Source organism: Paenibacillus sp. FSL H8-0079 (genome assembly GCF_037991315.1).
Taxonomy (GTDB): Bacteria; Bacillota; Bacilli; order Paenibacillales; family Paenibacillaceae; genus Paenibacillus.
Genome location: NZ_CP150300.1, coordinates 5392192 through 5405335 on the forward strand (window position 1 = coordinate 5392192; position 13144 = coordinate 5405335).

The window sequence follows — 13144 nt, forward strand, 5'->3', positions numbered from 1 at the left end:
GTCTTACGCCTCCCTTACGGTCAGTTCGGCTATTTGCGTATCGTTTACGCTGCTGCCGATATGAATATGGAATTTTCCCGGTTCAACGACAGGCTTCAAATCACGACCAATATACTGCAGCTGCTCGGCCCCGATGTGGAATTCCACGGTCTGTGTCTCTCCTGGCTCCAGGTTCACTTTTGCAAACCCCTTCAGTTCCTTGGCGGGACGAGTCAGTGAGCTGACCACGTCAGAGATGTACATCTGTACAACTTCTGCACCTGCATAACGGCCGATGTTGGTCACATTCACCTTTACCGTAACTGAATCATCAGCTGTCATGGATGCAGCACTCAACTTCGGTTCACTATACTCATATGTGGTATAGCTAAGTCCGTATCCAAATGCATAACGTGGCTCCAAATCCTCTTCGAGGTAACGCTTGCCTCGGGAACGTTTGCCGTTGTAGTAGATTGGTAACTGACCGACATGCTTCGGAATGGAGATCGTCAATTTGCCTGACGGATTCACATCACCGAATATAATATCTGCGATGGCATGCCCGCCCTCTTGACCCGGATACCACGCCTCCAGAATCGCATCGGCATGTTCATCTACCCAAGGTTCAGTGATGGGACGACCATTGATGTAGACAACGACAAGCTTCTTGCCGAGCTTGTGAACCTCCTGAATGAGTTCCAGCTGTACTCCGGCAAGCCCCAACGTCATCCGGTCGATCCCTTCGCCGCACTCCATATCATTCCATGAGTTATCGGACACATTGGAAGCACCCGTCTTCAGATCGATCGTTCCTTCTCCAAAGTCACGCGCACTGGAACCACCAACCACCATAATGACTGTATCTGCCTGGCTGGCAACTTCAAGGGCACGCTCGAATCCTTCTTTTGAATCACCTTTAATCCGGCAGCCTGGTGCATAAAGAACCTGATCTGTACTGCTGTCACCAGTCAAAGCACCAACAGAACTCTTCTCCGTTTGCCCATCCACATGATTAGCCAGCTTACTGCGAATCCCATCCAGTACCGTCGCCACTTTCGACTTCGGTTGCGGAGATGTGTAATCGCCCAGTTGATTGTAGGCCTGATCCGCATTTGGGCCGATCACGGCAATCCGGCCCACATTTGCTAACGAGAGAGGTAACGTGTCAGCCTCATTTTTGAGAAGTACAACCCCTTCCGCAGCCAACTGGCGTGCCAGTTGAATATGCGCTTCACTTCCAATTACTTCTGCTGCCCGATCGGCATCCACATAAGGCTGTTCGAATAAGCCCAGTCTGAACTTCAACGCCAGCACGCGAGAGGCAGCCTGATCCAGAACCTGCATATCAAGCTTGCCTTCTGCCACCGCCTGCACCAGATATTGCCCAAACATCTCACCGGACATTTCCATATCGATGCCTGCCTCAATCGCCTGTACGGAAGCTTCCATTCCATCTGCCGCGACATCATGCCCACTTGCCAGCATGTTGATCGCACCACAATCCGTAATGACCAGACCGTCAAAGCCCCAATCCTTACGCAAAACATCTTCCAGCAATTCCGTATTCACGGTGCAAGGCGTGCCATCAATTTCGTTATATGCTGGCATGATCGACGCAGCGCCCGCTTCCACCGCTTTGCGGAATGGATAGAGATCCACTTCCAGCAACTCGCGCCAGCCCATATGTACAGGCCCTGCATTACGTCCACCTTCCGAGCTGCCATAACCAACAAAATGTTTCAGTGTTGCCGCTACTGTATCTCCACGGTCAAGACTTTCACCCTGAAGCCCTTCTACGGAAGCAACTGCCAGCTCTCCAATGAGAAACGGATCTTCACCGAAACATTCCTCCGTACGTCCCCAGCGCGGATCACGCACAACATCCAGTACCGGAGAATAGGTGACCACACCACCTTGAGCACGTGTCTCCCGTGCTACTGCCCGGCACATCTCCCGATACAGATCCACATTCCAGGTGCTCCCCAGTAAAAGAGGGACAGGATAGACCGTTCCGTCAATAGCCATATGACCATGCGAGCACTCTTCCCCGATCAGAATGGGAATCCCCAGTCTGGAATGTTCTATTGCATAACGTTGAATCAGATTGACCGCCTCAGCGCCTTCTCTGGCGGATAGTCCATTTTCCAGCGTAACGCCAGTCCAGGGGTCTGCCCGAAGTGCACCATAGAGGGAGCCGATGCCCCCATTTTCCACTTGCTGTTTAAAGGATTCATTTAACGTGATGTTCCCTTGATCATTCGTATATGTTTGCCAGCCAAATGGCTGCGTAAGTTGGCCTACCTTTTCTTCCGTAGTCATCAGGCTAAGCAGGTGTTGTGCCCGTTCCTCTACGGATTTGCTCTTGTCCTTGTAAGTCATCAATCTGCATCTCTCCAATCCTATAACGTGATCCGGTTATTCTTTGACCGCGCCCACCGTCAGACCCTGTACGAAATAACGCTGGAAGAACGGATAGGCGAATATAATCGGCAACGTAGCAAGCACAACCATCGCCATTCGGGACGTATCCTGCGGAATGGACTGCATGGCTGCCAGACTCATCGAACTGTTAGCAGAGTTCTGCTGGATAAACTGGATGCTCGACTCAATCCGCATCAGCATGGATTGCAGCGGTACCAGATTTGGATTATCGATGTATAATAACGCATTGAACCAATCATTCCAGTAACCGAGTGTACTGAACAACCCGATAGTTGCCAGCCCCGGCAAGGAGAGTGGAACCACGATTTTCATAAAGGTATAGAACTCACCGGCGCCATCAATTTTCGCCGATTCAATGACTGCATCCGGTACACTGGTGGAGTAAAATGTACGCAGGATCATAATATAGAAGGCATTCATCGCCAGCGGCAGAATCAGTGCCCATAACGTATCTTTCAACCCAAGCAGCTGGGATACGACCATATAGGTTGGAATCATCCCGCCGTTGAACAACATGGTCAAAATCGCAAAGATGGAGAAAAATCTCCGATATCTGAAGCTCTTGCGGGAAACCGCATACGCATACAGCGACATGAGAATCAGACTGATGATGGTACCAAGTACCGTCACCAGAATGGTAACTCCATACGCCCGCAGCAGCGTGTCCCCACTCTGCCAGACAAACTGATATGCCGCGAGACTCCATTCTGCCGGAATCAGACGATACCCATCACGGGCCAGTGCTTTCTCGTCCGTAAACGAGATGATGACTACAAATATAAAAGGAAATACACAGATCAGAGCAAATAGACCGGCGATGATGTTCATGATCACGTTCCATCCGTTGGATACGTGGTGGAAGTCGCGTTTTTTAACAAGCCCTGCTTGAGCCATAGTGGTTCACTCCTTTCCCTGTCCTAGAATAGGCTGCTGTCTTTATCTACTTTGCGAACAACATAGTTGGAGATAATAACAAGCACAAAGCCCACCACGGATTGATACAATCCCGCTGCTGTACTCATGCCGATCTCACCACTAGTTTTCAAACCTCGATATACATACGTATCAATAACATTTGTCACGGAATAAAGCGTACCCGAATCCCTTGGCACCTGATAGAACAGTCCAAAGTCGGCATAGAAAATGCGGCCTACGGCCAGTAAGGTCATAATCGTGATGATAGGCGACAGCAACGGAATCGTAATGTTACGAATCTGCTGCCATTTGCTTGCTCCATCAATCATGGCTGCTTCATACAGTGATTTATCAATCCCCAGAATGGAAGCCAGATAGACAACGCTGCTATAACCTATGGTTTTCCATAACGCTACGAATACCAGAATATACGGCCAATATTTTGCCTCAGAGTACCACTGAATTGGTTCCATCCCGAACCAGCCAATAATCTGATTCAACATCCCGCGGTCCATGCTCAAGAAGCTGAATGCGAAGTAACCAACAATAACCCAGGATAGAAAATACGGCAGAAACATGCCTGTTTGATACAGTTTGGCGAGTCGTTTATTCACTAGTTCCGAGAGCAGGATCGCCAGTGCGACAGCGAATACGAGTCCCAGGAAGATAATGGCGATGTTATAAAAGAGGGTGTTGCGTGTAATGAGCCATGCATCACTTGTGCTGAACAGGAATTTGAAATTGTCCCAGCCTACCCATTCGCTCTTCATCAGACTTGCCCAGAACCCTTCACGGCTGAAGCGATATTCCTTAAAGGCAGCCACGGTGCCCACGAGTGGCAAGTAGGAGAAGAAGAAGAACCAGATGGCGCCTGGCAGCACCATGAGCAGCATGACTCGGTTTCTAATCAGGTTTTTCAAAAATGTAGTCATTGTGGAGATCCTCCTTCAGGCTTGAATGAAAAAGGACCGGACGCGATAAGCAGCCGCCCGATCCTTACGATGTATCGTTACTTGTTTTCCGCTCTCCAGGCATCCAGTTGGCTTTGGGCTTCAGCCATTACTTTCTCCAGTCCGGCTTGATTGAACTTCTCAATCACTTGATCCAGATTGGTCGCCGGGTCCAGTGTACCTGTCATCAGTGCTGCCCAATATTGCTCTTTCACGTTCTGTACCGCCGTCAGTTCGGAAGATACATTGCTTGCATCGAAGTTGAAGCTGAGGATCGGGGAATTGACACCTTCAGCATTGAACTTCTTGAACTCATCCCATTTGTTGTCCGGGTCATTGCTGTTCAGGAAGAGCAGCATGTTGTTACCAAGGGAATATGAAGGCATATCGTAGTTTTTCGACTCAGGCAGATTTTCCATATGTGTGTCATCCACTTTTTTGTAGTGTGTGCCCTCGATACCGGAATCCACCATATTGCGCAGCACAGGATCTGTGTTCAGCAGGTTCAGGAATTCCATCGCTTTCTCCGGAAATTCCGAGTTGGCCGAGATCGCCATGATGGAACCTTGTACAGATGTATTCGTGATGATCGCATCACTGGCTGGAGTCGAAACGACTTCATAACCGTAACTTGCAGACCATTGATTGTCCGCGAGCGGCTGAGTCTGTGCACGATCCAGGAACCAGTTGCCTGATGTTGTCAGGTCGTTCGTGGAACCTGTTGTTGCCGCTTCTGCCGACACATAACCAGCTTTGTAGTATTTGTTCATGGTGGTGAGTGCTTCTTTCATTTCAGGCGTTTCCAATATGTTCACGAGCTTATAGTCTGTTGTATCCAGCTTGATTGCCATCGGCAGGTTCTGGATGACATAGTCATACGGCACGTAAGGAACATAGTTCTTATCCATGGCGAATGGTGTTACACTCGCCTCGTTTTCCTTGATCGTTTTGAGCAAAGGCTCCAGACTGTCTAACGTACGAACGCCAGAGATGTCCAGCTTGTATTTATCAACCAGCATTTGGTTAAAGCGCCATACCTCTTGTTGAGGCAGCTCTTTGTTGGCTGGAATTCCGTAATTGTGTCCATCTACCTTGGAACCACTGAGGAATGCAGGATCAATGGTCTTGGTAAGATCCCGGCCGTATTCAGCAAGCAGGTCATCCAGTTCAAGGAATGCACCTTTTCTGGCATTTTGTACATAATCGAATCCACCAGAAGAAGTGAACAGAATGTCCATTGGCTCACCGGATGCTACGTTAACCTGCATCTTCTGCGGGTAGTCCCCCCAGTCAACCATCTTCATTGTTACCGTGGCATTAATTTTCTCTTTGGTATACTTGCTGACTTCTTCCATCACTTTGTTGACGTCTTTCTGAGGGGTACCGATGGTATACCAGATCAACTCGACCGCGTCATCTCCCGCTCCCCCGGATTCTGAAGCACTTTTGCTTCCTCCACAGGCACTAAGAACAAGCGTAACGGCCATTAACAATGCAAAAACGAGCGAGAAACGTTTTCTTTGTTTACTCATTTCTTTGATCCTCCCTTTTCGTGTTCCCTTAGGCTCTACAAACTAACTGCTTTAACCTTATCGAATGAAAGCATTTACAAAAAGAAGATAAACTTAAGTTTTCGGGGTACAAATTAAAGACAAATCATCCTTGGGCATTAAATTTATCCTTGTTTTAATAAATCGCTTACATGAAAGAGACATGCCGGGTAACGTATGGCACGGATATCATTGCATGCCATTCCTGTTCCCGATATGTCTCTTGGACTCCATCCGCAAACTTGGTTCTACCCGTCACCGAATTAACCAAACACCTTGAAATCAGTCGGTGAAATTCCTACATATTTGCGGAACTGTTTATAGAAATACCCTGTCTCCCAATACCCCACATTTCGGGCGATCTCATGTACCTTCAAATTGGAATTGCGTAGTTGCTCCTTCGCACGTTCAATCCGGTATTTGTTGATATATTCGGCAAACGTCTCCCCGGTCTCCTTATGGAACAATTGTCCCAAATACACCGGATGCAGATGATAATGGGCACCCAATAGCTTCAAGGAGAGCTCTTCTGCGTAGTGTTTGTCGATATGCTGAAGCACCTGGTTCACAATCGGATTCTTCAAATCCTGCAATAGGGATTTGATGGTCTGTGACCCAACCTGCTGAAGTGCATGCACGAGCTCATCAAAAGTGCCACTCTCCAGCACAAGTTGAAGCCCTTGTTGGTATATGGCAGACTCATCCGAATGTTTGATGCCCTCTAGTTCCATTTTGAAGCGGATCACAACTTCCAATGCGGTATTCTGTAACTCCCCAGGTGTAAGCCCATCGCGATGCTGTTCAAAATCCATGCGAATCCGGTCGGCAAGTTGTTCTGTATTGCGGGATAGAATGAGTTTGGCATACTCCCTCCATTCAATGAAAAAGGCCGCCGTTGAATTTCCGCACCTTTCCAGCATGGCATGGTCGATGACTTTAAGGTCGGGATAAATCATCACATACTGGAGTGCTTTTTTGGCCTCCGCATAACTGGTCGGCGCATGGTATAACCCTTTCATCAATCTGCCTGCTCCAATGCGTGCCGCCGGATGGGTTACGGTTATCTCATCAGATAATGCCTGCAAGCCATCCATCAACTTTTGCTCCTCGGCGCTCGTCCCCTGAATATTGGCAATAATGACGATGTCTCCATCGATATCATGAAATATGTTCAGATGGCGTCTGTCTCTCAGCATCTCTTCCACGCGTTCAAACATGCCCGATGTCTGCTCTTTGTCCCGCAAGACGGCCACAGCAACGTCGGGTGCATCCAGCGAAAGGTTCATGAACTGGGCACGTTCTTCAAATTCGGTAGCTGCAATCTGTCCTGTAAGCCATCGGTGAAGAATGTTATCTTTCAGAATCTGGATGCCATACGCATCATCGGTTTGAGGTGATACCGTATGATCCAGCTTGGACGCTGTATTACTCAGCGTGGATTCCAATTCCTCTACATTAATCGGTTTGAGCAGATAGTTTTCGATCCCCAGCTGCATGCCTTCCTTCAGATATTCGAACTCATTGAAACCACTGAGGATAATGACCTTCAGCTCAGGTTGCACTCGCCTTGCTTCCCGAATCAGATCGAGACCATTCATGAGTGGCATGGATATATCCGTAATCAGAATGTCCACAGGCTGAGAAGAGAGCGCCTGTAACGCTGCTTGCCCATTACCTGCATGGCTCACAATTTCCATTCCAAATGAAGACCAATCCACAATATCGTATAACCCTTCAATGATGAATGGCTCATCGTCCACAATAAACACCTTGTACATGTTAAACACCTGTCCCTTCTGTATGTGGATAACGTACCCTGATTCGTGTTCCTTCTCCGAGGGTGCTCTCTATGGTGATACCAAACTCTGGTCCATACAGGAAGCGCAATCGACTATGGACACTGCGCAGCCCGAACATCTGACCAGACTCTTCAGGACGTTCCAGTTCTTCAAGGATTTCCGTCAGGCGTGCCGGATCAATGCCTTTGCCATTATCTTTGACTTCCACTTGCACCACATCATCTGTCTCTTCCACAACAATCGATAATCGGTTATCCGAACGTTCTGTCTGAATGCCGTGTACGACATAATTCTCAATGATGGGTTGCAGCGAAAGTTTCACCACAGGGTGTTGATAATAAGCAGCATCGATCTGGATCGTATATATGAAAATATCCTTGTATCGGATTCGGAATAACTCCAGATACAAGCGGCAAGCTTCCATCTCATCCTTCAGCGTATAGTTCTTCTTCTGCTGTACCAGACTCTTGAACAATACGGATAGGCTGTAGATCATCTCGCCGACATCTCTCGCCCCTTGGGATATCGCCCTCATCCGAATCACTTCAAGCGTATTATAGAGAAAATGAGGGTTGATGCGTGCCTGTAATGCGACCAGCTCGGTCTCCTTCTGTTTGATCTCGGCTTTGTAGACCCGTTCAATGTACAGATTCAGCTCGTCCAACATATCGTTGAAGCTATGTGAGATCTGCCCCAGTTCATCCTCACGCGGATCGTCGATGCGAGCCGTGAAGTTGCCGTATTTCACTTTTTGGGTGAAGCGAATAATTCGACGAGTTCGTTTGGCAAAGTTAATAATGAAAAACGCCGGAACCAGCACGGCAAACAAAATACATACGATACTGATGGAGATGATGGTATTGCGAATGCCCGCATAGGTTTCAGCCATCTCTTCCACCGGAACGGTACCAATGACCACATAACCCTGATCGGCGGAGACAAACTTGTTCACATACATGTTCTGCTCCTTTTTCATCGAATCCATATCCGTCTGATCAAACAGCGAATCGGCCACATTCACGTAGGGATACTTCTTCCCGTAATACTGATTGTTGGAGTCGAACAAGACTGTACCTTTCGCCGATAATACCACGATTTCTCCCTTGAGATTACTCTCGTAGTTATCCAGCGCATCCCCGATTCCTGCCGAGTCAAAGAATACAAGAAATTGGCCCAGATTACGAAGGGTCTGTGTATTGTTAATCGGTACGCGGATGGAATAGAGCGCAGGGTCCCATTGATTGATCTCTTTGCGAATCCAGGAATTGGGCGCACTGATATTAGGCGTTTCCATCGCCATCACGTCCGGAATATAGGAATGGGCCACATTGGTGTCCAGCTTGCGGAACTGCTTGTGTTGATTGAAGGTAGACAGATCCTGCTGCTCAGCGCTATATAACATGAGTTGATTAATCTGCGAATTACGATCCATAATGTTCTGAAAATGTTTTAACACATCAGCCGAATAATCATCCTGATTGGCGTAATATCCATTCGTCATGTGCTGAACATATTCAGCGTACGAATGATTCATTAGGTAAGTAATGTTGGCGGAAAGCGCCTCATTCTGATGCATGTCCCTCACCATGTTTTGCACCGATTCATACTGCTGATGAATGTATCGATCCACATGTTCCATTGCCGCCTTCTGGATCGCCAGTTCCCGGCGAATCGTGGAGTCGGATACCGACAGGAAGATGATATAAGACAATGTAATGATCGTGACAATCGATATCATCGAGAAGATCAGCAGCATTTTCATAAACATATTATTTTTGAAGAAATTATTGTAAACGCTAACAATTTTCAATTCGCATGTTCCCTCCGATGCTGGTTTCCTGACTATATAAGTTGAACTAAAGATTGCTTACACTGACACTACGATGACAGAATAACCTTCCAATCGCTGTTATCCCCAGATTTTTTCGATTACCTTTTCTTAAGGGAAAATCCGGTAATAAAGGCGAACGCTTCGCTTTTTCAGGTTTTTTCTGCCCTCTCCGTTATCGCGTAAATGATTAGTTCAACTTACATTGAATTATATCACCAGGCTTCTGACATTAACTTGTCACCTGCAACTTTTCTTTAGTTTGTACTAGCGATTCTTTAATTTCACCCTATTTAAAAACGCTTTCATCCACTATCGTTAACCATAAGTTTAGCTTTGTGTAAAAGAATACCTTACATTCATTCCACTTGAAGGAGGAACAGCATGACACGCAAACTCAAACCGAAAGGCATCATTCCCAAGGTCACTGCCATGGTCCTGACCACAGCTCTGCTTGGACAAGTTGTTGCATCATCCGTTTATGCCGGAGACACACTCCCTTACACCGGTGAAAGTGCCAAAGGGGTGAATCAGCCCTATCAACACGGGTACACCTCAGCCCAGATTATGAACTGGACACCTGAGAGTGATATCCATGGTGATCTGCTTCGCGCCCATGTTCCTTTGCAGCCCCGTAATGAAGCGTTCGCTGCTACACAGGCTTATCCTGAGCTTAGCCCGGACACCCAGTTGTTCACGATGAGTGGTGATTACGGCAATGCATTCTTCGATAGCACACCTTATACCAATGAATTCAGCCAGTATCTCTTTAATTATTGGCAATATACAGACTACTACAGCTATTGGCACGGCATGGCCTCTGCGGGAGTACCTGAGGAGCTGTATGACCCGAGTAAGGAGTGGACGGAGAAATACTTCGAGTTTGGTATTTTGAACATTCCGAATCCGGCCTACACCAATGCAGCCCACAAAAATGGCGTTAAGTCCATTGCTAACATCTTTTTCTCAGACAATGACCGTGGACCACAGACGTACAAACAAATGCTGATCCAGGATGAAAACGGTAATTTCCCTGTGGCCGAGAAGCTGGCCGAGATGGCAGAATACTACAACTACGATGGATACTTTTTCAATCAGGAAGAGGTTGCCCGGGGTGTAGCCCCTGAGGATATTGCTTCCTACAAGAAATTCATGAAATATCTAAGAGATAAAGGACTGTACGTCCAGTGGTATGATTCTACCATCAATACAACAGGTAAGATTCAATACCAGAACCAATTTAATGGACTCAATAGCCCCTTTGTACAGGATTCCGTTCTCGGCAGAGTCTCGGATTCCATCTTCCTGAACTATGTATGGAACCACAAGATGCTCCGCGATTCCCGTGATCATGCCCTTAGTCTGGGACTGGATCCACTGGAAACCGTATTTGCTGGTGTCGAAGGTGGACATGACAAATTCGGCCGCTGGAAGCAATCCTATGACCTGCGCCATAACCTGGATGAGAACGGTCAACCCATGAACAGCATCGCGACGCTGGGTGCCGACTTCACCCACAACGCTCTGGATGAAGAGATGGGCGATGGCAGCACCAATCATCGTGCGGAGGATGATTACCAGTGGATGACCTTTGTACGTGATCGCGCCTGGTGGTCTGGTCCAAATCAAGACCCGACAGATGCACGTCGTAATGCGTCTGCCGATCTGTCGGATGTGTATGCTTCCGGTGCGAATTGGGATGGAATCGCTGCGTATCTGACCGAACGCTCCGTCATCAACGGCTCCAATTTTGCAACGAACTTCAATACGGGCCACGGTCTGAAATATTATGAAGACGGCGCTGTCTCGAACGGTAAAGAATGGTCAAATATCAACATTCAGGATATCCCTGTCACTTGGCAATGGTGGATGGATAGTAAAGGTGACAAGCTCAGTGTTGATTTTGACTACGGTCCATCTTACGAGAAAGGTGCAAGGTACAGCTATGACTCCATTGGCGCGTTTAATGGCGGCAGCTCTCTCGTGGTGAACGGTACACTGAACGCGGACAACTTCCTGCGCCTATACAAAACCGACCTGTCCGTCAACGGACAATCAAAACTGGAGCTGACGTATAACAAACCATCCACTAGCGATGCTTCTTCCCTGCATGTTGGGTTGATCTTCGAAGACGATCCATCCAACGTGGTCAACGTAAATGTGCCTAATGCAGGCCAGCATACGGAAGGTTGGAAGACGGCTACACTTGATTTGAGTGCCTATCAAGGAAAGACCATTGCCGCTATGGGATTATCCTTTGACCCGAATGGCGAGACAATCCAGAATTATCAGATGAACATTGGTGAAATCCGTATATTCGATGGCTCAGCGGCTGTTCCGGATGCACCTACCGGATTCCATATTGCCAAAGCACTGACCAATACCGATGAACTGGTTGTCGCATGGGACATGAAGGACTATTCAGAGGTTAAACAATACAATTTATATGAAAATGGTGCTTATGTTGGCGGCGTGTATGATTCCACTTTTTATATCAAATCGCTAAAACAGCCGTCTGGTGAACTGTCCATTCGTGCGGTTGGTGCAGATGGTACCGAAAGTGAAGCAACCATTCTGCCTTATGATCTGAATGCATCCGTGCAGAATATCGATGTGAAATTCAAAAAGAATGGTGATGCAATTGTAAGCTGGAAAAACCCGAAGAAAGCGAAAGATTCGGGTAAAGATAAAGACAAGGATAAAAATAAAGACAAAGGTAAAGGCAACGAATCGATTCAGCTCACACTAGATACCGAATACACGAAAGAACCCTTCACCAAGTCACTTCAGGTCAAAAAAGGAAAACAGTCTGCCGTCTTGACCGGACTTCCGACCAATGGTGAACATTACGTGCTGAACATCGCCATTGGCGGGCAGAATCCGGTAACCTATACCGGACAGCTCGCAGATCTTCAGATTACACCATATGCCAAGGAAAAAGTGACGGTAAAAGATGGAAAGTACACATTAGCCCTCCCGGATCTGGAGGACTGGTACAAGATTTATGTTTATGAAAATGGGGTGGCACGCGAGTTCGGAGTCACTTACGTTTCGCAGAAATTCCCGTATATCATTCGGGGAAGAACGAAGCTTAGTGAACTGACCTTTACGCCGTCATCCAACAACAGCTCATTGAAGCTGGTTATTGAGGATTATGCGGGCAATCAGGCCACTACGATTTTGAGGTAAAAGAGATCCGCAAGGTTAACCGAATTAGAGGTTTAGAGGTCTTTTAAATTTCCAGGTTCCTACGTTGCGAGAAATGAATCTTTCTAGGGCTGCCGTGAGAGGGATTCCCCTCTCCCTTCAAGCGCTAACGAACCTACCGCACCCTAAACTAAACGGCGGATTCTCAAGGAATGCAAATTTTAACGAACTCCAGTGGCGTTATTTCGCAATAAAACAGTGCCAGAACTTAAAATCGACCAAATTGACGAAATAACGCCTCTTCGATTCGTTACACCTGAACACTGTGCAAATTGGAGCGAATAGCGTGTGCTCGGTTCCTTAGACCAACATTTACACTTGCCCCTCGTTCGCGACAGCAACGGCAATTTTTTCTTTAGATACGTCTAAACCCACATATTTTGTGACAGACTTCATTGTATAGCTCTCCTTTGCAATGTGGCTCTGTTTTTAGGCAGTCCAGTTTGGATTTGGTTTCTTTACTGGGACAGTATT

7 protein-coding genes are annotated in these 13144 nt (G+C 47.3%); 1 reads left to right on the plus strand and 6 read right to left on the minus strand.

Features of this window, described 5'->3' with window-relative positions; genetic code table 11:
- Positions 1-3 precede the first annotated feature (3 nt).
- From MHI06_RS24090 to MHI06_RS24115, 6 genes are all read right to left on the minus strand, one after another.
- Positions 4-2358, minus strand: coding sequence for a glycoside hydrolase family 3 N-terminal domain-containing protein (locus MHI06_RS24090; protein WP_340402179.1), 2355 nt, complete (start codon positions 2356-2358; stop codon positions 4-6).
- Between the two features lie 36 nt (positions 2359-2394).
- Positions 2395-3315, minus strand: a complete 921-nt coding sequence (locus tag MHI06_RS24095) for a carbohydrate ABC transporter permease (RefSeq protein ID WP_036605781.1) — start codon at positions 3313-3315, stop codon at positions 2395-2397.
- 23 nt (positions 3316-3338) lie between these two features.
- Positions 3339-4268 carry an ABC transporter permease subunit gene (locus tag MHI06_RS24100; RefSeq protein ID WP_036605780.1) on the minus strand — a complete coding sequence of 310 codons (930 nt, stop codon included), beginning with the start codon at positions 4266-4268 and terminating at the stop codon, positions 3339-3341.
- 77 nt (positions 4269-4345) lie between these two features.
- Positions 4346-5818, minus strand: a complete 1473-nt coding sequence (locus MHI06_RS24105; protein ID WP_340399350.1) for an ABC transporter substrate-binding protein — start codon at positions 5816-5818, stop codon at positions 4346-4348.
- A gap of 281 nt (positions 5819-6099) precedes the next feature.
- The gene (locus MHI06_RS24110; RefSeq protein ID WP_340399351.1) at positions 6100-7614 is read right to left on the minus strand and encodes a response regulator transcription factor; all 1515 of its coding nucleotides are present in this window, start codon (positions 7612-7614) and stop codon (positions 6100-6102) included.
- A gap of 1 nt (position 7615) precedes the next feature.
- Entirely contained in the window at positions 7616-9403 is a 1788-nt protein-coding gene (locus tag MHI06_RS24115) for a sensor histidine kinase (RefSeq protein ID WP_340402180.1), read from the minus strand.
- 444 nt (positions 9404-9847) lie between these two features.
- Between MHI06_RS24115 and MHI06_RS24120 the strand changes: the two genes are divergently transcribed.
- Positions 9848-12652 carry an endo-beta-N-acetylglucosaminidase gene (locus tag MHI06_RS24120; RefSeq protein ID WP_340399352.1) on the plus strand — a complete coding sequence of 935 codons (2805 nt, stop codon included), beginning with the start codon at positions 9848-9850 and terminating at the stop codon, positions 12650-12652.
- Positions 12653-13144: the final 492 nt, after the last annotated feature.